The organism is Pacificimonas pallii, assembly GCF_019204005.1.
GTDB lineage: Bacteria > Pseudomonadota > Alphaproteobacteria > Sphingomonadales > Sphingomonadaceae > Pacificimonas > Pacificimonas pallii.
In genome coordinates, this window is the sequence record NZ_JAGSPA010000003.1 from 308636 (window position 1) to 334403 (window position 25768).

A 25768-nucleotide genomic window follows, 5' to 3' on the forward strand; every position below is an offset into this window, starting at 1 on the left:
CATGAGGGCAGTTTTTTTCAACGATTCCTTCTGCCTGCCTTCGCATTGAAAGGCGTGATCATCGGTGGTGGCTATGCCACCGGGCGCGAACTGTCGGAATATTTCCTGAGCCAGGGGCCGCATGGCGCGCTTCTCGCCATGGCGCTTGCGACTCTGTTATGGGCCTTGATTTGCGCGACAGCCTTTGCCTTTGCGCAACGATTGCGGGTTTTTGAATATCGTTCCTTCTCCGAGCGTCTTCTGGGCAGAGGCGCGATCCTCTTCGAGGTGTGCCTGTTGCTTTTCTGCGTCCTGCTGCTCGCTGTTTTCGGCGCGGCGGCGGGCGAAGTCGTCGCCAGCCTGTTCGCCGTTCCCGAATTTGTCGGCACCATAACGCTCGCGCTTCTCATCGGCGGCGTCGCGAGCTTTGGCGGAGATGCTGTCGAGCGCCTGTTCAAATATGTCTCGCCATTCCTGTACCTGGTTTACGCGGCGTTCCTGATCCTGGCATTCGCGAAGTTCGGCGACAGGATCGATGCCACATTGGAACGGGGAGGCATCGGCAGCGGCTGGCCGATTTCCGGACTGACATACGGCACTTACAACATGATTGCCGTCGTCATGATCCTGCCGACGCTCAGATATTTGCGATCCACCCGCGAGGCCGTCACGGCCGGAATCATCGCCGCTCCTCTCGCCATGTTGCCCGCCTTCGCCTTTGTGACGGCGATGCTCGCTTTTCATCCCGAAGTCCTGTCCGCCACCCTTCCGTCGGATTACATTCTCACCAGGCTGGACAGTACGGCATTTCGCTTCGTCTTCCAGTTGATGGTTTTCGGGGCGCTGCTCGAAGGCGGTGTCGGGGTGGTCCATACGATCAATGAGCGCGCCGTCGCCTGGCAGGGCAAGCGTCAGACGCATGGCGACGTTTCGTGCTGGTTTCGCCCGCTCCTCACGCTGGCGGTTCTGGCCGTCTGCATGTTTGCGGCGGACCTGATCGGCCTGGCCGACCTTATCGCCGGCGGATATCGCATCCTGGCCGCCGTGTTCCTGCTGACGTTCGTCCTCCCTCTCATGACGATTGGGGTGGTCAAGCTGGTTCGGTCCCACGCCGGGGCCGCCCGCATTCACGGACATGGCGAAGCCTAGATGCGCGCCGACGAACATCCTCGCGCCGCTTATGATGATTTCGGCCTTATCGTGATCCGCATCACCAGAAACCTCACGCAGCGGTCCCGACCGCCAAAGCCTGGCGGAAATATTCAGGAATGTGAGTGTCAATGACATCAATATTTGGGGGAAGAATAATGAAGAAGATTTCCACACGCACGACCTATGCTCTCAATGGGCTGGCCGCGATCTGCCTGGCCGCCGCCGGAGCAGGTGCAGTCGCCGCGCAGGACAGCGCCGCCGCGTCCGGCGAGGCCGACGCATTACCCGGCTCGACCGATGACGAGATCGTCGTGACGGCCAGTCGGCGGAGGGAAAAGCTGCAGGATGCGCCGCTCGCCATCAGCGTGATCGACAGCGAGGAATTCGTGAAATCCGGCCTGACCTCGCTGGATACGATCCTGAATTACACGCCGGGCGCGCAGCTGGTCGGATCGGGCACGCCAGGCGAGGGTACGGTCATCCTGCGGGCGATCAGCCAGGAATCTCTCATTCCGGTCACGGCGATCTACGTCGATGACGTCGCCCTCACTTCTGCGACACCTTATGCGGATGCCGGTGAATATTTCCTCGACGGGTTATTGGGAGATCTTGAACGCGTCGAAATCATCAAAGGCCCCCAGGGTACGCTTTACGGCGCCAGCGCCATGGGCGGTGTCGTCCGTTATACCACACGCGACCCCGCATTGGATCACGTGCGCGGCTCGGTCTCGGCCGATGTCTCCACTCTGAAACGCGGGGCTGTTTCCCAATTCTATCGCGGAACTGTGAGCGCACCGGTCGTACAGGACAAAATCGGCGTGACCCTGAATGGGTTCTGGCAGGACCAGCGCGGTTTTATAGACCGGCTCGACCCCGTTACGCTGGCCGTTGCGGAAAAGGACTATAACGCGTCCGAACGTTTCGGAGTGAACGCAGCGGTCCTGTTGCAGATGACCGACCGCGCGCGCCTGAAGGTTACGGGAACGCATCAGAAAACCCGCATTCGCGGCGGCGCAGGCATTGAGCTCATCGCCCCCAGCGCCGATGATCTCGACTTCACGATCGTCAATGGCCGGTATCAGTTCGCGGCCGCCGACCCCGGGCGCACGACCATCCGGCAAAGCAAGCTTGACGGCGTGTTCAAATATGAATTCGATTGGGCGGAACTGACGTCTGTAACCGCCTACAGCAAAGCCGACAGGGACAGCCAGTACGATCAGGCAAACGAACCGGGCATTGCGGAGTTTGTCGATTTCCTGCTGGGCTCCCCCGCGGGTACGACCCAATCGGTTCCGACAGTCGCTTTCACGCAATCCGAACGTTTCTCGCAGGAATTGCGGCTTGTTTCCAACAGCGGTGGTAAACTCGACTGGATTGTCGGTGCTTTCTTCGTCGCCGAGGACACCAGCAACATCACGTCCACCGCCGCCGAACCGCAGGATGCGCTGCTCATCAGCGCCAGGCTGCCCGGGCAATATCGCGAGTCCGCCGTCTATGGTGACCTGACCTACTATATCACACCGGATTTCGACGTGACGGGCGGCGTCCGATATAGCGACAGCAGCTACGAGGCGGATTTCAACTTCGGGGGGCTGTTCCTCGATCCCGTGGATGATCGCTTCGGGACGGACGCGCAGGTCTTCACCTATTTGCTGAATGCGCGCTGGCGTCCCAGTACCGACCTCTCGCTATATGCGCGTGCCGCCAGCGGCTACCGCCCCGGCTATGTCAACATTCCGCTGACAGATCCCGTCACGGGCCGCAGTTCCTCCGATTTCGTCAAGGCGGACAGCCTGTGGAGCTACGAAGTCGGCGCGAAAGGATCCCTCCTCGATGGCGGCCTGAAATACGATCTGGCGCTCTGGTATGTGGACTGGACCGATTTTCAGGCGGAGGCGATCATCAACGCTGTGGGGACGACAACGAATAGCGATGTCGACATGACGTCTCACGGGTTCGAACTTTCCCTGAATTCTTCCCTCACCGATCGGCTGAGCATCGCAGCGAGCCTTGCCTATGCCCAGGGCGAGCTTGACGGCGATAGCGCCGAGCTTGGCGGTCTGAAAGGCGAGCGCACGCGGTTCATCCCGAAATGGACGGCATCGGCTCGCGCGAACTACGCGTATCAGCTCGCGAATCTCGACGGGCTCGCGACATTGGGCGCGCGCTATGTCGGGAACTATACGACTGTCTATCGGGGCGGTTTCAGCGACTCGCTGATGCAGCAGGTCGGGTTTGGCGAATTCCAATTCCCGATCGAGGATTACGCACTCGTCGACCTGAGTTCCAGCCTGACGAAGGGCAATCTGACCTTCACCGTCTATGCGACGAATGTGCTGGATAAATTCGCCTTCACCAGCGGATCGACCCTCGACACCGAAGAAGGGCCGATCGCCGGCTTTGGCAATGTGGCGGAACCACGCCGCATCGGTGCCTCCGTCGCCATCTCATTCTGATGCGCAGGGGGCAGCCTTTGCGCACGAGATATCCCATGTGCAAAAGAATCCACCTCGTCATCGCCCTGGCGGCCATAACGGTCGCCGCACCGGGCTTGGCCGAACCTCCTTCAGGGTTCGGGAGCCGCGTCGAGCGGCTCCGCCTGGACGCCGGTGTGCCCGGGATGGCGATCGCGATTGTCGAAAATGGCAGGACATCGCTCGTCAAGGGGTGGGGCGTCCGCAAACAGGGGGACGCCTCCCCCGTGGATGCCGACACCATTTTCCCGACCGGTTCCACTGCAAAGGCTTTCACCGCCACCGCTCTGGCAACACTCGTTGACGAAGGGCGATTGGACTGGGACGACAGGGTGATCGACCACATGCCCTGGTTCGCCATGTATGACGCCTGGGTAACGCGCGAGATAACCGTTCGCGATCTTCTGGTTCACCGCAGCGGGCTGGGTCTGGGTGCGGGCGATCTGCTGTTCGTTCCGCGCAGCCGGCTGACACGCAGGCAGACGGTGGAACGCCTGCGATATCTCGAACCTGCCACCAGCTTCCGGTCGGCCTATGCCTATGACAATGTGCTCTACATCGTTGCCGGGCAATTGATCGAGGAGGTCACCGGCAAGACCTGGGAAAACTATATCGCGGACGCGGTGTTGAAACCTGCCGGTATGCGCACGGCAACGCCGTTAAGTGAGGTGCGCTTTGCGACCCGCAACCGCGCCTTTCCGCATGCCCGCAACCATGGAAAGCTTCGCGGCGACGGCCCGGTCAGCGTCCTCGATGAGCGCGACGAACTGGGCCATAGTTTCAGGCCTGCGGGCGGGCTGACGATGAGCGCGAACGATCTGGCGAAATGGCTGACGATCCAGCTTCAGCGCGGCGCATTGCCGGGCGGAGGGCGTCTGTTCAGCGAGCGGACCGCCGAGGACATGTGGACCCCCGTGGTCCCTATTCCGATTTCGAAACCGCCGGGCGAGCTGTCACCTCTTACGCCCGATTACAGCGCCTATGCGCTCGGCTGGGGTGTCAAGGACTATAAGGGCACCAAACTGATCTGGCACAGCGGCATGATCTTCGGGTTCATTGCCGTGGTCGTTCTGGTTCCGGAGCATGATTTTGGTTTTGCCATCGTCATGAATTCGGAAGATGAAGCGCTGCGCGGCGGGCTGAAATACGAACTGCTCGACCATTATCTCGGTCACCCATTCATGGACTGGCCCGCCAGGTTTGCCAGCCTCGCCAGGGCGGAGCTTGACGGGCAACTCGGGAAGGTCGCATCCGACATCCCGGACAGGGCGCGGGTAGGTCCAACGCTGCCGCGTGCACATTATGCCTCGACCTATCGCGACAAATGGTATGGCGACGTCATCGTGACTGAGCGGGACCAGGGCCTTTGGATCGAGTTCGCGAATACGCCCGATATGGAAGGGCGCCTCGTCCATCATCAATATGACACCTTCAGGACGGAATTCACCGACCCCGCGATCGAAGAGGCTCTCGTGACATTCTCAATCAACGCCTCCGGGCAGATTTCCGGTGCCACGATGATCGCGGCATCGCCGGTCGCGGATTTCAGCTATGACTATCATGACCTCGATCTTGTCCCTGTCCCATAAGGGCTGACATTAGGAAACATCCGAACCCTGCCGCCTCCCGGCGGGCAGGGTCCGCCGGCTGAACCGGGCGTGCCATGGCTCTCAAAGGCGCTGGCGGGACGTTGAAATTGGCGATGAGATGAGATTTGGAGGCGGCAAAGGCCAAACCGGAAAATCGTCAACCCCGCCGTGAATTTCGGATGTCTTCATCCCGCCACATATCGCATGCGATACGGCACTGGTCTGGTACGCATCCCCCGAGGCGATAGAATAAAAAGTCATCCAAAATAGATGGATATTTGGCAGACCGGGAGGCCGCAAACAGCCCGCGCGAGCCGCTTGTGTTCGCGCAGCGCAGGGGTCCTGAGCGTCTGGTGCCAGCGTTCGATCTTGCCCCAGGTCTGCCGGCGGGGAAACGGTGCGCCCCGCACATGATCCACCTGCCGCGATCGCGGCGCGGGCTCTCGTATTTCACGCGAACGTCACGATTCATTTCGTGAAGCGTCACCGATCCTCCCGCAAGCCGCAACACTAGCGCCTTAGGCCGCTCCTGAATCCGGGAGGGCCAGCGCGTCCCTTTCCGGTCACAGGGCGGCACATCCCGTGTCCGCGGAAAAGGGATCAGGATATCATGAAGACACTGTTGCTTTCGGCTGCGCCCGCCGCGTTCATGGCGCTCCTTGCCGCGCCTGCCGCGGCGCAGGACGACATGCCCGCCGAGAACCAGGCGTCGACAGCCGCCGAGGACGATACCATCGTCGTGACCGGCTATGTCCTCCAAAATCGCAGCGCGATCGCGGCGAAGGAATCAGAGACGCGGATCGCCGACTTCCTCACCCAGGATGAGCTGGGCCGCCAACCCGATCTTAACGTCGCAGACAGCCTGCGTCGGCTTCCCGGCGTCGTTACCATCTTTGACGAGGATGAAGGCAGATATGTCGGCCTGCGCGGCCTCGACCAGCGCTACACGTTCATCTCCATCGATGGCGGTCTGATCGCCTCGACCGACCGGTCGGACCGCGACATCAATATCGAGTCGATCCCGCCCACCGCCGTGAAGCGGCTCGAAGTCTTCAAATCGATTACCCCGGATCTGGACGGCCAGAGCGTTGGCGGGGTCATCAATCTGGTCACCCGCTCCGCCTTCGATGCGACTGGCCTTTATGCCGTCGCCAACGCGCAGCTGGGTATCCACGAAAGCATCGGTGATTTGCCGCAGAGCTTCGACAATCCCTCCTATCGGGTGGACGCGGCGCTCTCGAGCACGTTTGGGAACGGTGACTGGGGCTTTCTCATCGCCGGCACCTATTTCGACAAAAAGCGCGATCAGGGCCGGCCGATCCTGGGGAGCGGTGCCAACGACACCGGCGTGGTTGTCAATCAGGTGCTGCCGCTCGACTATTCCAACCAGATCGTCCGCTGGAACGTGCTCGGCAAGCTTGAATTCCAGCCCAGCGACGATGTCTATCTCGGTGTCACCGCCTCGCACTTTAATTATAAATATGACGAGGTGCGCTACCGCTTGGACATCTTCGAGCGCGACCTGTTCGCGCAGAATGCAAATGGCGGCCAGTTCGCCAGTGGCAGCGGGCGGACACGGTTCGATCGCTTTCCGCTTGAACAGCAGATCCAGAACCTCAACGCGCATCTCGACGTATTTCTGACCGAGCGCGGGCGATTGGAGCTGACCGCATCCTATTCGAACGGCCTGCAGGAGCATCCATATCCCAACGCCTCATGGCAGACCGCGAATCTGCCGGGCTTCGGCTACACCTACGACCTCACCACCGAGAATATCGATAAGGAGCAATTGCCGACGGTCACGCTCAACGATTTCGGCGTGCTGTCGGACTATGACGCCTTCGTCTTCCGGGAATATTTCGATGGTTATTTCGAGAATGAGGAGGATGTTTTCGAAATGCAGGGCGATTACGCCTGGAACATGGACGGACCCGATGCCGGGCTCGGTTTCCAGATCGGTGCGAAGTACCGCTTGCTCGACAAGCGCCGATTCGATCGCTCCACCCGTTATACCCTGACCGATCCCGGCGGCACGCTTCCGCTTGCCGACTTCGTCGACCCGGCGATCTCGCCTTACACCGAGGCCTATCTACCCGGCCTCCTTTACCCGGTCATCGATGCCGATCGTTTCGATGCCTTTTTCACGGCCAATCCCGGCCTGTTTACCGGCACCGACGCTTCCAACCTGCGCGCGTTCTATGACATCGAGGAGGAGGTCACCGCCGCCTATGGAATGATCGGCTTCAGCCAGGGTCGGCATCATTTTCTCGGCGGGGTGCGCTACGAGCGCACCGACGTCGACACGGCGGCCACGCTCAATGGAGGTCCGGACCGCGTGTTCCGCAGCCAGAGCTACGACCATTGGCTGCCGTCTGCGCTCTACACTTTCGATATCAGCCACCGGATGCGGCTCCGGGCTGGCTACGCCCAGGCGGTCGGACGGCCCAACCATCCCGAGCTGGCCGGCGCGGAGACCTTCGACGAGGCCAATCTGACCATCCGCCGCGCCAATCCCGGTCTTCGCCCGCGCGAATCGCAAAGCTTCGATGTCGCGTTCGATTTCTTCATCGACGAGGGGCAATATCTCTCCGCTGCGGCGTTCCACAAGATCATCGACAATCAGATCTCGACCGACACCTTCGAGGAAGTGATCGGCGGCCAGACCTTCACGGTCACCCGGCCGATCAATATCGGCGAGGTGAAGGTCTCGGGGATTGAACTCTCCTACACCGACGATCGGTTCGACTTCCTGCCCGCGCCGTTCGACGGTCTGGGCATCGCGGCGAACTTCACCTATCTCGACGGCGAGAATGGGCCGGCACCGGGCGGCAATCTGCTCGCGCAGCCCGACTTTCTCGTCAACATTGCCGGGCTGTACACTTACGGCCCCTTCTCGGCGAAGCTGACCTATAATTATGTCGATGATCGGCCCACGAGCGAGACGCGGGCCGAATATCGCTATGAGCAGCTCGACGCGCAAATCCGCTTTCAGCTGACCGACAATTTCCAGCTACAGGCCGAAGCGCGCAATCTGCTCAACGAGCCGCGCAAGAACATCTTCACCGACACCGGACGCACGCGCGAAATCAACGATTTCGGCAACAGTTACTGGTTCGGCCTCGCCTACAGCTACTGACCGCGCACCTGATTGATAGGAACGACCAATGAAACGCACCCTCGCCGCGCTGCTTGCCGCCGCCCTCACATATCCCGCCGCCGCCGAGCCCGTCCGCTTCGCGGTGTTCGGCGACATCCAGGAGGAAACCGCCGAAGGCCATGCCAAGGATCTGGCGCTTGCTGATCGCATCAACGCAGCGCAACCCGATTTCACCGTCTTCGTCGGCGACATCCAGGGCGGCGGCCCCTGCACCGACCGGCAGCGCGAAGAGGCCGCCGAGGTCTTTGCGCGTATTTCAGGGCCGCTCGTTTTCGTGCCCGGCGACAATGCTTGGACGGATTGCCGCCTGCCCGGCAAGGGCGATTTCGATCCGCTGGAACGGCTCGCAAAACTCAGGGACGATCTCGTGCCCGAAGGGCGCAGTCTGGGCCAGGCCCCCATGTCCCTCATCCAGCAGGAGGGCGAGTATCGCGAGAATGCCCGCTGGAACCGCGGCGAGGTCGTGTTCGTGACCCTGCACATGCCCGGCGGCAATAATGGCGTCTATCCCGACCGCTATGCCTTTGAGGAATATGAGCGCCGCAACGCCGCGAATCTCGTTTGGCTCGCGGCCGCCTATGACGAGGTACGCCGCAGCGGCGCCAAAGGCCTCGTCGTGATGTTCCATGGCAATCCGGGTTGGGAGGACATCTATTGGCGCGCCAGCGCCTACAGGGACTTCAAGGATATGCTCGCCAATGAGGGCGAAGCGCTCGGCGTGCCAATCCTCGCGATCCATGGAGACACCCATCGCTTCACCGTCGACAAGCCGCTGGCCTTCAAGGACGGCAAAACCCGGGCCGATCACCTGATCCGCCTCGAAGTCTTCGGATCGCCCGAACGCGGTTTCGTGCTGGTAACTGCAGATTCCGGGAATCCCGAACTATATTCCTTCACACCGGTAGAGGTGGAGGGCCACCCGGCCCGTTAGGCACCAGGCCTATCGGCGGAATTCCGCCGATGGGCCGCCTTGCGGAACATCCGGCTGCTTATGGGATGGGACGCGGGAACGCGGTCACTTGGCACACGACCTTGAGTGGCGGGCACCGCCGCCAAGACTCCCGTAATTTCGGGACAGCCAGCAGATCCGCTTCGCATCCGCGGGATCAGGACTGTCCCCCGATTGCGGTGCCAGAGCGTAGCCACACTTTCCGGGGGTGAGCCAAGACGGGAACCCTGCCCCCGTCCAACCGCCATCGGATCCTGGCCTTTTCGCGAACCTACCCCTGGCAATCCCATGCGGATTCGGGATTGGTAGCGGAGGAGGGACTCGAACCCCCGACACGTGGATTATGATTCCACTGCTCTAACCAGCTGAGCTACTCCGCCCCATGCTCGGGCGTTGCCACCGAAGGCGCGCGATATAGGCGGCGTTGGCGAAGGGGTCAACGCTTTGCTGACTGGCGGACCGGCCGGTTTGATTACCCCCATTGATAGCCGCGACGCTCCCGCCTAAGCCGCCAAGCAGTGAGTGGAGGGAACACCATGATCGGCAAATATCTCATCGGGCTTGCGGCACTGGCCGCGTCCCTCAGCGCGGAGGCACATGACGTGCACGAATGGACATTGGTAATTCACGGCGGCGCGGGCGTTCTGGAACGCTCGCAGATGACAGCTGAACGTGACGCGGCACAGCGCGCGGCGCTCACCGCAGCGCTGGAAGCAGGGCGGAAAATCCTGCGCGAAGGCGGGACGGCCCTCGACGCCGTGCAGGCGGCGATCATCATTCTGGAGGACGATCCCGGTTTCAACGCCGGCAAAGGCGCGGTCTTCAACGCCGCCGGTTCCATCGAACTCGACGCCGCCATCATGGACGGCAGGACGCGCGATGCCGGTGCGGTCGCCGGCATCACCGCCACGAAAAACCCCATTGAGCTCGCACGCGCGGTCATGGAACAGAGCCCGCACGTCATGCTGCAAAGCGCCGGCGCGGACGAATTTTCGAAGCAAGTGGGTCTGGAACAGGTCCCCAACAGCTATTTCGAAACCGACGAACGCCGCCAGCAGCTCGAAAAGATGCGCGCGCGCGCCAAATCGGGGGAAAGCGGCGGTGTCTTCGATGTCGAGGTCAAATTCGGGACGGTCGGCGCCGTCGCCCGTGACCGCGACGGCAATCTCGCCGCCGCCACGTCCACCGGCGGCCTGACGGGAAAACGCTTTGGCCGCGTTGGCGACACGCCCATTCTGGGCGCGGGCACCTATGCCGATAATGCGGGCTGCGCCGTGTCCGCGACCGGGGCCGGGGAATTCTACATCCGCGCCAATGTCGCTGCCGCCATTTGCGCGCGCATGCGCTATTTGAAGGAAGACGTGCAGGTTGCCGCCGACGCCGTGCAGGCGGACATGAAGTCTCTCGGCGGTTCGGGCGGCGTCATCGCCGTGGCCCCGGACGGCACGCCCGCTTACTCGTTCAACACGCCCGGCATGTATCGCGGTATGGCCCTGTCCGACGGCACGCTGTCGACGGGTATCTATGGAGATGAACAGTAGCGGCGGCGCCATCAAACCGCCAAGCCAGTCACCGAATCTCGTCATCCCGAGCGCAGCCCGGGGGACGCACCATCTCGATGCAGCGGTATCGTGCTTCCCCCCGGCTGCGCTCGGGATGATGGAAATCTGATAGCGCATTTAGAAAGAGCATGCCCATGACCCTGCCCGCCGTCCTTGAAGGCCGCCTGAAACTTCCGGTCATTGGCTCGCCGCTGTTCATCATTTCCAATCCCGACCTCGTGATCGCGCAGTGCAAGGCGGGCATTGTCGGTTCATTTCCCTCGCTCAATGCCCGGCCCATCGCGCAGTTCGAGGAATGGCTACAGCGCCTGAACGCGGAACTCACCGAGGATGACGCGCCTTATGCCGTCAACCTGATCGTTCACAAATCCAACGACCGCCTCATGGCCGACCTCGACCTGTGCGTGAAGTATAAGGTCCCCCTCATCATAACGTCGCTCGGTGCGCGCACCGATGTGAACGAAGCCATCCATTCCTATGGCGGCATCGTCATGCACGATGTCATCAACGACCGCTTTGCGCGCAAGGCGATCGAAAAGGGCGCCGACGGCCTGATTCCCGTGGCCGCCGGTGCGGGCGGACATGCCGGCACGCTCAGCCCCTTCGCGCTCATTCAGGAAATCCGCCAGTGGTTCGACGGTCCCGTCGCGCTATCGGGCTCGATCGCCACGGGCGACGCCGTCCTCGCCGCGCAGGCCATGGGGGCCGATCTTGGCTATATCGGCTCCGCCTTCATCGCGACGAAGGAGGCCAATGCCGACGAACGCTACAAGCAGATGATCGTCGACTCCAAGGCGGACGACATTCTCTATTCCAACCTCTTCACCGGCGTACATGGCAATTACCTCGCGCCGTCGGTCAAGAACGCGGGTATGGACATCGACAACCTGCCTGAGAGCGATCCGAGCGCGATGAACTTCGGCTCCGGCGGCAATCAGGATAAAAAGGCGTGGAAGGACATCTGGGGCTGCGGCCAGGGTATCGGCGCCATTGACGACATTCTTCCCGCTGGCGAACTCGTCGCGAAACTCATTCGGCAATATGAGGCCGCGCGGCGCAGGATTGCCGCCTGATACCGGTATCTGCGATCGGCGCCCGGCATCCCGGTCCGGCATGGTTTCCGCGCGGCCTTAATGCTTCCGCAACCGGTTTCGTATATCTGCGGCGAACTGACAGACGTTACTGGAGGTCTATGCCCGCTCCCGCGCCCCTGAATTCCCGGTGCCGACACGCGCCTGATTTCTGGTCGCTGGTCACGTCGACGCAGGAGTCTGCGCTTGCGGCACGCGCACCTCTGGTGGACGTCGCCAATGGGCTGTGCCAGTCGCCAGAGGCGCTGGTCGCGGACACGATCTCCCTGTTCACCGTCCTGCACGGCGAAATGCCCAGCCTGATCGATCTTGTCGCCAGAAATACCAGCGGCCTGCGGGACGTTCTGGCGCCCGCCGTCGCTGCGTTTGAAAAAGATCGAAAATGGCTGGCGACCCTGTCGCGCGAAACCGGCGCACGCGTCGACCTCGCGGGGCTGACCGATGCCGAAACGGCAACGCGCGGGTTACGCGAAGCCATGCTGACGCTCGCGGGCTCCAGCCGCAATGGCTGCACCACCGGGACGATCCTGGCCTTCCTGACCGAATGGCCGGGCCTCCGTAGCGCGCTCGACCTTGCCGGCACGCTCGCGCTTTCGGCACGCTGGCCAAGCCTGTCGGCGGAATGGCCGGCGACACCGCTCGCCATGATCACGAAAGTGGCCGAGCCGCTATATGATGACGATGCGACCGCCCGGGCGCTGGCGTTCGGAGCGCAGCAATTCTCGCTGATCCACGCACAGCTCTTCGATATCGTGCAAACCCGCACCGACGCGCGCAACGCCCGGGACGAATAAGTCCCTCCCTATTGCTTTCGTGTGGGTTGAGGCGGCCCCCCGGCTCCCTTAGCTTGCCGGCTCATTCCAGCCACGACCGGGAACACCATATGCGCTTTGACGGCACCCAGGACTATGTCGCCACCGATGATCTGAAGATCGCGGTGAATGCCGCCGCCACCCTTCGCCGCCCGCTCCTGATCAAGGGGGAGCCGGGGACCGGCAAGACCGTCCTGGCCGCCGAGGTCGCCAAGGCCATGGGCGCGCCGCTCATTGAATGGCACATCAAATCCACGACCAAGGCGCAGCAGGGCCTCTACGAATATGACGCCGTCAGCCGCCTGCGTGACAGCCAGCTTGGCGACGAGCGCGTTCACGATATTTCGAACTACATCAAGCGCGGCAAATTGTGGGAGGCGTTCACGTCCAGGGAAACGCCGATCCTGCTCGTCGATGAGATCGACAAGGCCGACATCGAGTTCCCGAACGACCTGCTGCAGGAACTCGATCGCATGGAATTCTTCGTCTACGAAACCGGCGAGACGGTGAAGGCGGTCGAACGCCCGATCATCATCATCACCTCGAATAATGAAAAGGAACTGCCCGACGCGTTCCTGCGCCGCTGTTTCTTCCACTACATCAAATTCCCCGACAGGCAGACGATGCGCGACATCATCGACGTCCACTTCCCCAAGATTCAAAAGGAACTGGTGAAGGAAGCCCTCGCCATTTTCTTCGACATGCGCGAAGTCCCGGGCCTGAAAAAGAAGCCATCCACCAGCGAACTGCTCGACTGGCTGAAACTCCTTATGCACGAGGACCTGCCCTTAGAGGTCCTCCAGTCCCGCGACCCCAAAAAACTGATCCCGCCCCTCCACGGCGCGCTTCTCAAGAACGAGCAGGACATCATGCTGTTCGAGAAGCTCGCCTTCATCAATCGGCGCGAGGGGGGATGAGCGGGACCTATCGCAGCATCAGCCCGCCATCCATCGCCAGGCTCTGTCCGGTAACATAGCTCGCCCCCGGCCCCGCCAGGAACGCGATGCATTCGGCGACCTCCTCCGGCGCGCCCCAGCGGCGCATGGGCACCGCCTTCAGCAGTTTTTTCTCGAACCCAGCATCCGCCCGCATGCCCGATGTCATGCGCGTTTCGATGAAGCCTGGCGCGACCATGTTCACGCGGATGCCGTCCGGCGCCCATTTGTCGGCCAGCGCGCGGGTCAGGCCCAATATCCCCGCCTTTGACGCCGTGTACGCCGGCGTTTCCTTCAAGGCGAGAAAACTGGACAGCGATCCGACATTGACGATGCTCCCGCGCGCCTTCGCCAGCGCCGGGCGCAGCAATGTGGACAGCTTCATAACGGCGGACAGATTGACCAGTATCACCTCCTCGAAGGCGTCCTGTTCATATTCATCCTGCCGCCCCATGCCGGCATTATTGACGAGCGCATCCAGCGCATCGAACCGCGCGGCCAGCGCATCGATCTCGGCCTTGTCGGTCATCCGGCACTGCAAATAGGTCATGCCCGCCAAATCCTCGCCGTCATAGTCAGACGCCGCCGCGCGCGTGCCGGTGATCGTCACCTTCGCGCCCGCATCCCGAAACAGCGCCGCCGTCGCCTGCCCGATCCCCTGCGTGCCGCCCGTGACCAGCACCCGCTTTCCCTGCATCCAGCTCATGCGCTCATTCCTCCATCAACGATCAGGTCCGCAGGGCCATCCAGCGGCTAAGCTCCGACGACCAGAGCGGCATTCCCTGTGAAATCCATACTCATGAAACCGGTTTAGCGGACGCGGCGATGTTCCTCACCCGCTTCATTTGCGGGTCGGCGCGTTGCGCTCAAACAGACGGCGGGCGCGGATATCGGTGATATCCGCGCCCGCGTCATGGTCTTCCATGGAACCGGAAATCAGCCCCGGCGGCGACGCAGGGCCATGGCCATGATGCCAAGGCCCAGCAGACCAAGCGCGCCCGGTGCCGGAACCGGCCCCGGCGGGTCGATGATATCCCGCGTTTCGCCCGTGATGGTGACGACCGAGACGCCCGAATTGTTGAACCAGCCAAAGCCGTCCGAAGACCCCAGAAACAGCCGCGTCGCGCCGACCGGCACAAAGAACGTCTGCCGGTCGCCTGTGCCCAGCCCTGTCAGGCCATCACCGATATAGAAGATCTGATTGAGATCCGGCGTCAGGCTGAGAAACGCCAGGTCGCCGCCAAAATCGATCGGGTCCGGCGCCGGGTCCGTCGGCACGCCGCTTCCCACGAAGACCCCGACAAGTGCGTTAAAGGCGATATTCTGGGCACCCGATATCCCGGTGCCAGCACTTGGCCGCATGTCGGCGGTCCCTACCGCGCTATTGCCGTCCGCTGTCGGTGACGGCGCTCCGCCGCCAAAGTTGAACCCGCCAATCGCATCGAACTGCAGGAATTCCAGGCCGACGACCGAGAATGGCGCTTCGGTGGGTGACTGCCCCGGGGCGGTGTCTCCAAGCGCGGTGGCGCCGTCCGGCTGGCCTGCAAGAAACGGATTATTGTCCCCTTCCACGTTGACAATCACGGGTCCGAACGGCGCCGCGAGCGCTGGCAGACTTATGCAGGCGGCAGCGGCGAGAGGCAGTAGACGATACATTTGCGAACTCCTTTTCCTATTGTTCGCAGCAGATCATGCATCTCTCGTGCCAAATGTCTTTCCATTTATTATTCAATGCCTTGGTCACTTTATCTGTCAGGTAAACTGTAAAGCCGGTCGACATTACGCCCAAGGTAATTCGGGTGGCCGATAATTGTCTCTCGCCTTCGCTAGGGTGACGCCCCTGCCCGCTCTTTCTATATCGGCGGCCATGTTCCTGAACTTCTTCGACGAGCTTCGCGCCGCGCGCATTCCGGTCACGCTGAAAGAGCATCTGACATTGCTCGAGGCGCTGAAGGCCGATGTCATCGACCGCCGGGTCGAGGACTTCTACTATCTGTCACGCTCCGCCTATGTGAAGGACGAGGCGATGCTGGACCGGTTCGACCAGGTCTTCGGCAAGGTTTTCCAGGGACTGGAAACCACCTATGAGGAGGAGACCGCCGAGATCCCCGAGGACTGGCTGCGCCAGCTCGCCGAGGCCGTCTTCGATGAGGAGGAAATGAAGGCCATCGAGGAAAAGGGCTTCGATGAGATCATGGAGGAACTGAAAAAGCGCCTCGAAGAACAGGAAAAACGCCATGAGGGCGGCAATAAGTGGATCGGCACCGGCGGCAAGTCACCTTTCGGCAATGGCGGCTTCAATCCGGCCGGCGTGCGCATCGGCGGCAAGGGCGGCCAGCGAAAGGCCATCAAGGTCTGGGAAAAGCGCGAATTCAGGAATCTCGACGACGATGTCGAGCTTGGCACCCGCAATATCAAGATCGCGCTGCGCCGCCTGCGCCGGTTCGCCCGTGACGGCGCCGAGGATGAACTCGACCTGCAATCCACAATTCGCGGCACGGCGAACAAGGGTTATCTCGACATCGTCATGCGGCCCGAACGCCGCAACGCCGTCAAGGTCCTCATCTTCTTCGATATTGGCGGGTCCATGGACGGCCACATCAAAACCTGTGAGGAGCTGTTCAGCGCCGCGTCCAGCGAGTTCAAGAATATGGAATATTTTTACTTCCACAACATGCCATATGAGGCGGTGTGGAAGGACAATGTTCGGCGCTGGTCCGAACGCGTGCCGATGTTCGACATCCTCCACAAATATCCGCACGATTATAAGCTGATCTTCGTCGGCGACGCATCGATGAGCCCGTATGAAATCAATTATCCAGGCGGCAGTGTCGAACATTGGAACGAGGAACCCGGCGAGGTCTGGCTGCGCCGGATGACCGATGTCTATCACAGCGCCGTCTGGCTAAATCCGATCCCGGAAAAGCACTGGCAGTATGGCCAGTCCGTTCAGATGATCAGGACACTGATGGAGGGCCGCATGTATCCGCTGACCCTTGGCGGCCTGGATGCGGCAATGCGGACGCTGACGCGCAGCGTCTGATGATGAACGTCCGCGCTGCCCGCGCCGATGAAATCGAGGCCTGCCGGGAAATCCAGCGGCGCTCCGGCGAGGTCTTTCTCGACACGGTCCACGCCCATGTCGCCGATCATGAACCGGACGAGCCAGCCATTCTGCGCGCTGCGCTGGCGGAAGGCCTGTTATGGGTCGCAGCGGAAGCTGACAACGCGCCCGTCGGTCAGTTAATGGCGACGGCGCGCGCCAGCGGCCTCGTCATCGCGCAGCTGGACGTTCTTCCCGAACATCACCGCCGGGGCATCGGCCATATGCTTATCGAGGCGGCAGAGGCCGAAGCGCGGCGGCGCGGCCTTTCGCAGATATGGCTCCGCACATTTCGCGACATTCCCTGGAATGCGCCCTATTATGAACGTCTTGGATTTCAGGCCCTGGATACGCAGGACCCCGATGCGTTGGATCCGGCGACGGCCGCGCATGAACGCGGCATTGGGCTCGACCCCGCCGGGCGGGTCACGATGCGCAAGAGACTTGTAACGCGCTAGGCCGGATATCCGACTTCGATATTCCCCCAGCGTCTGCCGCGAAAGACGAGCGGTACGGAAATGGCGATCATCGTCTTTGAAAGTCGCCCTTCGCCAAAATCCATCCGATAGGCGCAAATCGTGAAATCATTGTCGTTGCTCGACAGCGCGCGCTTGTCAGTCGCTGTGAAATAAATCCGGCGGTTGCGGCAGTTCTTGCCGTCCCAGACCGGATCCCCGCGCGGCGTACTGGAATATTTGGTCATGTGCGATGGCAGATATCCGTTCAGATCGCAGCAGCTACAGATCACCAGCTTCTCATGCTTATCGACAAGCTGGTCGAAAAGAGGGCGCATATGATCGTCCGCAAAGGGGGTGAATTTGGTCGTATACTGTTCAGGGTTGCTGCCAGGCTGAAGCACATAATCCGTATCGAAGAGCTCTTCCTCGGTAAGCGTTCCTGCCTGCAGCGCACGCTCGACGACTTCCCGCACCTGATCGCGGCCTTCCGTCGCGATGGCCAGAAACGATCTGTCCGCGGTTTCGACATTTGTATGGCTAAGGTCGTTGAACATGCCATTCGCCATATCGTCGAGCCTGTCCAGGCGGCCGGATACACCGCTGAGTTCCTCGCCGTTGCGCCGCGCGTCTGCGGCGAAGTCCGTCAGCGCGCCGTTCACCTGCTCGACCGATGCACTGATCATCTGGGTGCCGCGCGCAATCTCCTCACTTTGCTCATCAACATTCTGGACCAGAGAGGCAACATCGGCGATCGTATGTTTCAGTTCCGAAAATTCCCGCCGTGTCGCGTCTCCGCGTTTTGTCCCCTGCTGAACGTCATCGGTAACGCTCTTGGCCTCTTCAGCCAGCGATTCCACCGTACGCGCAATTTCCGTCGTGGCGGCGCGGGTCTCATAAGCCAGCTTCTTCACTTCCCCCGCAACGACGGCGAACCCGCGCCCGGATTCTCCGGCACGCGCCGCTTCGATTGTCGCGTTCAAGGCCAGCATGTTGGTTTTACTGGCAATGGCCTCGATGCTGCGCGCTACGTTCTGCACCTGCGCCATGGCCGATGCGAAGCCGTTCATGCGCTCGCCAAGGTCCGTTACAATGTTGATGAGTTCATCGACGGAACCGACCGCATTCCTGATCGTGCCCTGCCCGGCCTCCAGTCGCTGCCGCGCCTTTTCGGAAAGATCCCGCGCCTCTCCGGTTGCCAGCGCAACGGCGGACTGGTCGCTCTTCAGCGACGCGGTGACCTTCGCAAGTTCGTCCAGCGTACCAAGATGCGTCGCTATCCGCCGCGCGACGTCGGTGACATATACTGCAGATTCGCCGCACTCGACAGCGAAAGCGCCGCAGTCGCGCGCGACCTTGCGAACAAGTTCCTGATCGTCATGCTCGAGCCTGTTTTGCACCGTCACTCCAATCACTCTGTAGTGTCGGTCCATAGCTGGGCATGGTAAACAATTACTTTACCTGCGTCGGCGCGGCGGCCTTGCCCGTACCGATGATGTCATGGCGCGCCGGTATCGCCCAGTTGCGGACAAACCGAACAGCGGACCTCAGCCGACGCCGACCGCGCCGCGCAATCGTTCCGCCATATCCGCCAGGGTCACGGATTCCAGGCTTTGCTCGGGCTCTTCCAGCGTTTTCAGCAAGTCCGCTACGATAAGGAGCATTTGGGTAACCTGATCGATTTTCTGTATGCTGACCAAATGCCTGCGCAGGGTTTCTTCATCCGCACCCAGATCATAGGCAAGATCGGCGAGCAGGCGCGACGCGATGCCAAGCTCATCCGCCAGAGCCTCCGGCAGCGAAATCGGCTTTCTGACCAGTTCGACCACACTCATTTAGAACAGGCTTTCAAGACATTTGATGCGAAATCTTCCTGTGCGACGACTTGCGATGCCATGCCGCGGCTGAAGCTATAGGTGCCTTGCTCGCCGGGTGAATAGCTATAGCCGCCATTCTTGCGGATCGCCTTGATACCGCCCCCGCCATCCTCGGTTTCGTCCATCAGCAGGACACCGATCGACTCCTTGCCGGCGGCCTTGGCGGCAGACGCGAACAGCAGGGAAATCGAGGGACGCTCTCCGGCGATGGGATCGCGCGCCATCAGCCTCAGTTTTCCTTCGGGCCATTTGTCGACGATCAGGTGCTGTTCGCCCTCCGGCGCGAAATAGATGGTGCCCTGTTCAATGGCCATATTGTCCTCGGCCAGCACAACCTTCGGTGCGACCTGCTCCGCAAGCTTCTCGACCATGTTTGCCACCAGGCCCGGACCAAGATGCTGGACCACCAACGTGGGAGGGCAGTTGTCGGGAAAGGTTGCGAACATGTCGAAGAGGGAGGCCGTGCTTGACGCATCGCCGCCAATCGCCAGCAGGCGCCCGTTCCAGTCGATTGGCGTGATGGTGGCAGCCTCGGTACCGCGCGCCGTCAGTTGCATACCCTTGGCGGATTTGATTCGTTTGCCCAGCTTTGTGATGATCGCGTCGAGTTCCTGCGATGTGGCCACGCGCGGCTTCGGAAAACAGTCGATCGCACCGAGGCGGAGCGCCTCGATGGAATCGGCTGCCCCTTCTGTTGTCCGCGTGGAGAACATGATGACCGGCATGGGCTTGGTCTCCATGATCTCGGCCAGATATTCGATGCCGCTCATACCTGGCATCTCGACGTCGAGCGTCATTACGTCGGGATCCAGCGACTCCACCATTTCCTTTGCTTTTGCCGCACCCTCGGCAAGCCCAACGACCTTCACGTCTGGAATTTGCTCGAGAGCATTTGTGATGAGTGCCCGCATGGTGAGCGAATCATCGACGACGAGAACTCTTGTTTGGGTCACGAATACTATCCTTTGAAAACAATTCTTACGCTGCGTCGGACAGCGGTACTTGCTCGACAAGGCGGTCGAGGGCGAGGATCAGGATCATGCGTTGATCGATGGTCGCCATGCCATCCAGGAAGCGCGAGGCCTCCGCCACGCCCATCTCGGGCACTGGCTGCATGTCCTCCGTCGACACGGTCACGATGTCGTTCACCGCATCGACGATAATGCCCTGAAGCTGTTCGCCCATTCGCACGACAATGATCACGTGACGGGCGGACGGGTCGGTAACGCCCCAGCCGAGCCGCGACCTGAGATCGAGGACCGGAAGCACCACGCCGCGCAAATTCACGACGCCGCGGACATGGGCCGGCACATTGGGTAGCGGTGTGGCGGGCGACCATGCGCGAATCTCGCGGATTTCCATGATGTCGATCCCCAGAACCTGGTCACCGAGTTGAAAAGTGATGAGCTGACGGGACATAGCGGAAGTCTCCTCGATGGACATGTTAATGGAGTACGCGGCGAATGGCCGCCGCGAGTTTTTCGGGATTGAACGGTTTCACGATCCAGCCCGTCGCCCCGGCTTCACGCGCGCGCTGTTTCTTTTCGTCAGAGCTTTCCGTGGTCAGGACGAGAATGGGCAGGTTGCGCCGACCCTGACTACGGACGTTCTCGATCAGACCGAAGCCATCCATGCGCGGCATGTTGATGTCGGTGATGAGAAGGTCTGGCTCTGTCCCGCCGAGGGTTTCGAGCGCATGCACGCCGTCCTCGGCCTCGACAACGCTGTAGCCAAGATCGGTAAGCGAAACGCGCAGCAGCATCCGCATGCTGGGCGAGTCGTCTACAGTCAGAATTGTCTTCGACATTGGTAAAGGCTCCCTCGGTGCAATATCGGTCATCAGAAGAACTCCACATCGCCGTGGGTGTCAGCAACAGGCGTTGGCCTCGGCGCGATGACGGCGGGTGCGATCGTTGTATTTGCCACGGTGCGGCATCGTGCGAGCCCTAGGGCCGGACGGAACTCGACGCGGCGTGCCGCCGTCCCTCCCGTATCTTCCCCCACAAGAGGAATGCGCTCGTTGCGAAGAAAATTATGGGCAAACGCAATATTGTCATTGCCAATGTCGCCGAACGCGCTCCGCATCGTCGCGCCGCCGAAAATCCGTGCCTTCAGGTTGCGCCGGGATGCGCCCATGGCAAACATGGCGTTGATCAGCACTTCCATCGCGTAAACGCCGTAGCGTTTCAGGGACGTCTCGTCGGTCGCCTTGCCCCGCGCGAGGAGGTAGTGGTTAATCCCACCCACGCGCGCAACCGGATCATAGAAGCAGGCCGCGATGCAGCTGCCCAGAACCGTTGTCAGAATCAGGTCTTCTTCGTTGCTGACCTGCGAATCGCCCTGGGCGACGGTCAGTCGGCGCAAGCCGTCCCGGCGTGATCCATCGCTCATGCCGCGCACTCCTTCAGAAGGCGCCGTGCGATCCCGCGCAGGGGCGATTGTTCAGCGACGGCACCTATCTGAAAGGCGGCCGCCGGCATTCCGTAAACCACGCTCGTGGCTTCATCCTGACCGACGGTAAAGGCCCCTTGCTCACGCATCGCCTTCATGCCTTCGGCCCCGTCTTCTCCCATTCCCGTCAGGATCGCGCCAACGGCGTCTTCGCCGGCGACGCGGGCAACCGTGTGAAACAGCCGATCGACGGAGGGCCGGTGGCCCTTGACCTTCTCGGCGGCAACCAGGCGGCAGTAACGGCGTCCACGTCCACCGCCAATTTCCAGATGTTGCTTGCCGCCGGGCGCCAGAAAGACCTTGCCGGGTTCCAGTATCGCGCCCGGACGCGCCTCCTGCACATGCGGCGCCGACAGCCTGTCAAGGCGGGCGGCAAAACTGGACGTGAAGTTCGCCGACATGTGCTGGACGATGACCGTCGGCGGGCAGTTGGCGGGGAAATCGCTCAACAGCGCGATCAGCGCCTCTACACCGCCCGTCGATGCGCCGACCGCGATCAGGCTATTGGCGCGCGGTATATAGGTGGGCACTCGGCGAATACGTGCGGCAGCACCCGCGGACGGCGTTTTCAGCCATTTCATCTTGGCGGCGGCACGCACAAGGTCCGCCAGCGCGGCATCTCCGTGCCCGTGTGTTCGCTGGTGGATTTTCAGCCGCTTCTTGTCGAAACAGTCAAACGCGCCCAGCTCCAGCGCGGCCACCGTCACGTCCGCGCCGCGCGCCGTGTGCGAGGATACCATCACGACCGGCGTCGGACGCAGCCGCATGAGCCGCTCCAGGAAATCGAGTCCGGACATGCCGGGCATTTCGATATCGAGCGTTACGACATCGGGGTCGAATTCCTTGATCTTCGCCCGCGCCTCGTCACCGTCGCTGGCCATGCCGACGACTTCGATCTCCGGGTCATCCGCGAGTTCACGTGCGATGATGGCCTGCATCGACCTTGAATCGTCGACGATAAGTGTGCGTACCGTCATGCCGCCACCTTCTGATAGGATGTCCGGCCGATACAGCGGAAGCGGTCTTCCAGACTAGGCGCCAGCCTTTCGGAATGTCCGATGTAGAGCATGCCGCCAACTTCCAGCGCATCCGCCAGCCGGGTCTGCAATTTCGTCTTCGTCGGCTGATCGAAATAAATCATGACGTTGCGACAGAAGATCGTGTCGAATTTGCCCTTCATCGGCCACTTGCCGAGCAGGTTCAGCGACCGGAAGGAAATGGCGTCGCGAAGGACAGGGTCGACTTGAAGAACACCGTCCTTTTCCTGGATCCACGACGAGCGGAGCGGTCTGGGGACCTTGCTCAGTGTCTCCTCGGAATAGCAGGCCCGCTTGGCCGCAGCCAGGATTTCGCTGGAAATGTCGGTGGCAAGGACGCGAAAATCTTTCCGCAGCAATTTGCTCGCGGCGGTGCGATCCGCACCGAGCGCCGACATGAGCCAGGTATAGGGTTCTTCACCGGATGAGCAGGCGGCAGACCACAGGCGTACGCGGCCACCATTGTTAAGACGTTCTACAAGGCCGGGCCAGATCCGTTCGGAGAAGTCCTCGAAATGATGGCTTTCCCGAAAGAAGCTCGTGTGATTGGTCGTCAGGGAATCAATCATGCGCTTGCGTTCGCGCTCATCCCGGCCGATCAGTTCAATATATTCCGAAATGGTCGCCAGATTGCAGGCGCGGACGCGCGGCGCCAACCGGCGATACACAAGCTGCGCCTTCTCGGCGGGCAGCAGGATGCCAACCTCGTCATATACCATCGTTGAGATTGCGCGATGATCTTCGGCGCGATAGCCGAACTCTCGCTCGCGCGGGGCGGATGTCATTGCAAGTGCGGTCATGCGGCTTCTGCCAGAGTTGCCCGCGCACCGTTCCGGCGGTTCGCGGTAAGGGTTTCCACATCGACGATCAGCGCCACCTGGCCGTCGCCCAGAATGGTCGCGCCGGCTACGCCCTCAATGGCCTGATAGTTCGCTTCGAGGCTTTTCACGACGACCTGTCGCTGGTCCTGAATGGCGTCGACAAGCAGGGCTGCCTGGCCCTGATCACCGTCGACCACGATCAGCACGCCCCGCGCCGGATTGCGTTCAGCCTTGGCGATGCCAAGATGATCGGCGATCGGCAGGACGGGCACATAGGCGCCGCGGACGTCGAGTAATATTCCGTCATTGCCAACGCGCTTCAGCATGTCTTCCGTCGGCCGGAGACTCTCAATGATATGATTGAGCGGTATCACAAAGGTTTCCGCGCCGACGGTAACGATCATGCCGTCAAGCACCGCCAGCGTCAGCGGCAGGCTGAGTGAAAAGCTCGATCCCTCGCCGTGACGCGACTGGATACCGATGCGGCCGCCAAGTGCCTGAATGTTCTTGCGCACGACGTCCATGCCGACCCCGCGGCCGGATACGTTCGACACCGTGCCCGCGGTCGAAAAGCCGGGCGCGAAGATAAGATTGTCGATCTCCTCATCGCTCAGCGTGGCATCGGGCATGATGATTTCCCGTTCGACGGCCTTTTCCCGTACCCGGGCGCGATTAATGCCTCTGCCATCATCGGTGACGGTAATCACGATGCGGCCTGACTGATGCGCCGCGGTCAGCCGGACGATGCCTTCCTCCGCCTTTCCGGCGGCCAGACGCTCTTCCGGTGTCTCCAGACCGTGATCGACGGCGTTACGGATAAGGTGCGTCAGCGGCTCTCCCAGGCGTTCGACCACGGTCTTGTCGACTTCGGTCATCTCGCCTTCCATCTCCAGGCGAACGCGCTTGCCGGTCTCGCTTTCCAGTTCGCGCACAATGCGCGGGACCCTGCTGAAAACCACCTTCATCGGCTGCGCGCGGATCGCCATCGTCGATTCCTGCAGCTCACGGGTCAGATGTTCCAGGTCGTTAACCTCGGAATTGTCTTCCAGTTGATGCCGCGACATGCGCTGGGCGAGCATCGACTGCGTAATCACCAGTTCGCCGACCAGGTTGACGAGGCGATCGAGCTTGTCGAGGTCGACGCGAATGGTCTGCGCCACGACGGACGCCGCAGGCTTCGGCTTGGCCGGGGCTGCCGGTGCCGCCGGGGCCGGCGGCGCGACATTCTTGACCGGAGCCGGGGTCGCCTTCTCCGCCTGGGGAGCGGCGGCGGGCGGGGCTGGGGTGGCTGCCGCCTGGGGGACGGCGGCGGGAGCGGGCGAAACGCTATCTTTCTCGGGCGCGGCAGGTTCGGCGGCGGCCGCTGGAGAACTGACGGGCTTGGGTGCCTCCGAACTCTCCGCGGGAGCCGCCTTTTTAAGCGGCGCACCCGCACTCGCCCGTTCCAACGTGACTTCGCAGTCCACGGTGAATTCATATATGGCGCGAATGTCTTCCTCAGCGACGTCCCCCGGTACCGTCAGCGCATAGGTGAAATACGCGCATTCCGCGTCCATGTCGTCAAGTGAGGGCAGAGCGGCGCGGTCGCACTCATCGACCACCGCGCCAAGGGCAACCAGTTCGCGGACCAGGAGCAGGGGTTCGGCGGCGTTCTGAAACGCATTTGCGACCGGGTGGTAAACCAGTTTCCAGTCCGGCGGACTATCGTCTGTCGATGTCGCCGCGTCTTCCGGCGCTGACACGTCGGAAGGCGCCTTGGCCTCATTGTCGGCGTCATTGTCAGCGTCGCCCTCATCGAGCATGCCCATGAGGTCGTCATAATCGTCGCCCGAAGCCTCCGAGCCCGCCGTATCGCCGGATACCTCCTCCTGTTCCTCTGGCGCAGGAGCGGTCTCCGCCGGTGCTGGCGTTTCCTCCACGGCGGCCGCGGACGCATCCCCTTCCGCAGCGGACAGAAGCTTCTCGAGCATCGCTTCATCCGCTGGTGTTTCACTCCCGTCGCGTGCGGCAGCGACATGATCGGTAAGCATGTCAAATGCCCCGATCACCACGTCGAGCAGATCTGGCGTCAGCTCGAGCGAGCCATTGCGGATCAGGTCGAGAAGCGTTTCATATTGGTGTGTATAGGCCTGTAGGGCTTCATATCCGAACGCGCCCGCACCGCCCTTGATCGAGTGAACGCAGCGGAATACGCTGTTGATCGTCTCCGGGTCCTGGTCGCCATCGCGCAGGGTTGCGAAATTGACCTCCATACCGGCAAGGCCTTCTTCGCACTCCTGAAAGAATATCTGCTGAATTTCATCGACGTCCATCTGTATCGCCTC

Annotated in this window: 22 protein-coding genes and 1 tRNA gene; 11 read left to right on the forward strand and 12 right to left on the reverse strand. The window is 61.6% G+C overall.

Going from position 1 to position 25768, the window contains the following annotated elements:
* Positions 1–54: 54 nt before the first annotated feature.
* From KCG44_RS10115 to KCG44_RS10135, 5 genes are all read left to right on the forward strand, one after another.
* Positions 55–1128: a YkvI family membrane protein gene (locus KCG44_RS10115; RefSeq protein WP_369411963.1), complete on the forward strand. Its 1074-nt coding sequence runs from the start codon at positions 55–57 to the stop codon at positions 1126–1128.
* Positions 1129–1286: 158 nt separating this feature from the next.
* Positions 1287–3587, forward strand: coding sequence for a TonB-dependent receptor (locus tag KCG44_RS10120; protein ID WP_218445966.1), 2301 nt, complete (start codon positions 1287–1289; stop codon positions 3585–3587).
* A gap of 35 nt (positions 3588–3622) precedes the next feature.
* The gene (locus tag KCG44_RS10125; RefSeq protein WP_218445967.1) at positions 3623–5194 is read left to right on the forward strand and encodes a serine hydrolase; all 1572 of its coding nucleotides are present in this window, start codon (positions 3623–3625) and stop codon (positions 5192–5194) included.
* Between the two features lie 610 nt (positions 5195–5804).
* The gene (locus tag KCG44_RS10130) at positions 5805–8330 is read left to right on the forward strand and encodes a TonB-dependent receptor (protein ID WP_218445968.1); all 2526 of its coding nucleotides are present in this window, start codon (positions 5805–5807) and stop codon (positions 8328–8330) included.
* Between the two features lie 28 nt (positions 8331–8358).
* Complete coding sequence (locus KCG44_RS10135) at positions 8359–9282, forward strand: metallophosphoesterase family protein (RefSeq protein WP_218445969.1); 924 nt, start codon at positions 8359–8361, stop codon at positions 9280–9282.
* A gap of 321 nt (positions 9283–9603) precedes the next feature.
* Here KCG44_RS10135 and KCG44_RS10140 read toward each other — a convergent pair.
* Positions 9604–9680: transfer RNA gene (locus KCG44_RS10140), tRNA-Met, on the reverse strand.
* A 156-nt stretch (positions 9681–9836) separates the two neighbouring features.
* Here KCG44_RS10140 and KCG44_RS10145 point away from each other — a divergent pair.
* From KCG44_RS10145 to KCG44_RS10160, 4 genes are all read left to right on the forward strand, one after another.
* Positions 9837–10841, forward strand: a complete 1005-nt coding sequence (locus tag KCG44_RS10145) for an isoaspartyl peptidase/L-asparaginase family protein (RefSeq protein ID WP_218445970.1) — start codon at positions 9837–9839, stop codon at positions 10839–10841.
* A gap of 155 nt (positions 10842–10996) precedes the next feature.
* On the forward strand, positions 10997–11935 hold the full coding sequence (locus KCG44_RS10150) for an NAD(P)H-dependent flavin oxidoreductase (protein ID WP_218445971.1): 939 nt from the start codon (positions 10997–10999) through the stop codon (positions 11933–11935).
* A 119-nt stretch (positions 11936–12054) separates the two neighbouring features.
* On the forward strand, positions 12055–12747 hold the full coding sequence (locus KCG44_RS10155; protein WP_218445972.1) for a DUF6975 family protein: 693 nt from the start codon (positions 12055–12057) through the stop codon (positions 12745–12747).
* A gap of 89 nt (positions 12748–12836) precedes the next feature.
* Positions 12837–13682 carry an AAA family ATPase gene (locus KCG44_RS10160; RefSeq protein WP_218445973.1) on the forward strand — a complete coding sequence of 282 codons (846 nt, stop codon included), beginning with the start codon at positions 12837–12839 and terminating at the stop codon, positions 13680–13682.
* Positions 13683–13689: 7 nt separating this feature from the next.
* Here the strand turns inward: KCG44_RS10160 and KCG44_RS10165 are convergent, their stop codons facing one another.
* Positions 13690–14406 carry an SDR family NAD(P)-dependent oxidoreductase gene (locus tag KCG44_RS10165; RefSeq protein ID WP_218445974.1) on the reverse strand — a complete coding sequence of 239 codons (717 nt, stop codon included), beginning with the start codon at positions 14404–14406 and terminating at the stop codon, positions 13690–13692.
* Positions 14407–14636: 230 nt separating this feature from the next.
* Entirely contained in the window at positions 14637–15356 is a 720-nt protein-coding gene (locus KCG44_RS10170) for a PEP-CTERM sorting domain-containing protein (RefSeq protein ID WP_218445975.1), read from the reverse strand.
* Positions 15357–15567: 211 nt separating this feature from the next.
* On the opposite strand from KCG44_RS10170, the gene KCG44_RS10175 reads away from it, so the two are divergent.
* Both KCG44_RS10175 and KCG44_RS10180 read left to right on the forward strand, forming a co-directional pair.
* Positions 15568–16743: a vWA domain-containing protein gene (locus KCG44_RS10175; RefSeq protein ID WP_218445976.1), complete on the forward strand. Its 1176-nt coding sequence runs from the start codon at positions 15568–15570 to the stop codon at positions 16741–16743.
* On the forward strand, positions 16743–17261 hold the full coding sequence (locus KCG44_RS10180) for a GNAT family N-acetyltransferase (protein WP_218445977.1): 519 nt from the start codon (positions 16743–16745) through the stop codon (positions 17259–17261). The genes KCG44_RS10175 and KCG44_RS10180 overlap by 1 nt, the downstream gene beginning before the upstream one ends.
* Here KCG44_RS10180 and KCG44_RS10185 read toward each other — a convergent pair.
* The 9 genes from KCG44_RS10185 to KCG44_RS10225 form a co-directional block, all read right to left on the reverse strand.
* Complete coding sequence (locus tag KCG44_RS10185) at positions 17258–18658, reverse strand: methyl-accepting chemotaxis protein (RefSeq protein WP_218445978.1); 1401 nt, start codon at positions 18656–18658, stop codon at positions 17258–17260. The genes KCG44_RS10180 and KCG44_RS10185 overlap by 4 nt on opposite strands.
* Positions 18659–18805: 147 nt before the next feature.
* Positions 18806–19093 (reverse strand): hypothetical protein, encoded by a 288-nt coding sequence (locus KCG44_RS10190; RefSeq protein WP_218445979.1) that lies wholly within the window; start codon positions 19091–19093, stop codon positions 18806–18808.
* Entirely contained in the window at positions 19090–20088 is a 999-nt protein-coding gene (locus KCG44_RS10195) for a chemotaxis protein CheB (RefSeq protein WP_218445980.1), read from the reverse strand. Before KCG44_RS10195 ends, KCG44_RS10190 begins: the two co-directional genes overlap by 4 nt.
* Positions 20089–20113: 25 nt before the next feature.
* Positions 20114–20554: a chemotaxis protein CheW gene (locus KCG44_RS10200; RefSeq protein WP_218445981.1), complete on the reverse strand. Its 441-nt coding sequence runs from the start codon at positions 20552–20554 to the stop codon at positions 20114–20116.
* A gap of 25 nt (positions 20555–20579) precedes the next feature.
* On the reverse strand, positions 20580–20942 hold the full coding sequence (locus KCG44_RS10205) for a response regulator (protein WP_218445982.1): 363 nt from the start codon (positions 20940–20942) through the stop codon (positions 20580–20582).
* Between the two features lie 32 nt (positions 20943–20974).
* The gene (locus tag KCG44_RS10210) at positions 20975–21526 is read right to left on the reverse strand and encodes a chemotaxis protein CheD (RefSeq protein WP_218445983.1); all 552 of its coding nucleotides are present in this window, start codon (positions 21524–21526) and stop codon (positions 20975–20977) included.
* The gene (locus KCG44_RS10215; protein ID WP_218445984.1) at positions 21523–22563 is read right to left on the reverse strand and encodes a protein-glutamate methylesterase/protein-glutamine glutaminase; all 1041 of its coding nucleotides are present in this window, start codon (positions 22561–22563) and stop codon (positions 21523–21525) included. Before KCG44_RS10215 ends, KCG44_RS10210 begins: the two co-directional genes overlap by 4 nt.
* A complete protein-coding gene (locus tag KCG44_RS10220; protein ID WP_218445985.1) occupies positions 22560–23423 on the reverse strand; it encodes a CheR family methyltransferase in 864 nt (287 codons plus the stop codon). The genes KCG44_RS10215 and KCG44_RS10220 overlap by 4 nt, the downstream gene beginning before the upstream one ends.
* Positions 23420–25756: a chemotaxis protein CheA gene (locus tag KCG44_RS10225; RefSeq protein WP_218445986.1), complete on the reverse strand. Its 2337-nt coding sequence runs from the start codon at positions 25754–25756 to the stop codon at positions 23420–23422. The genes KCG44_RS10220 and KCG44_RS10225 overlap by 4 nt, the downstream gene beginning before the upstream one ends.
* Positions 25757–25768 lie beyond the last annotated feature (12 nt).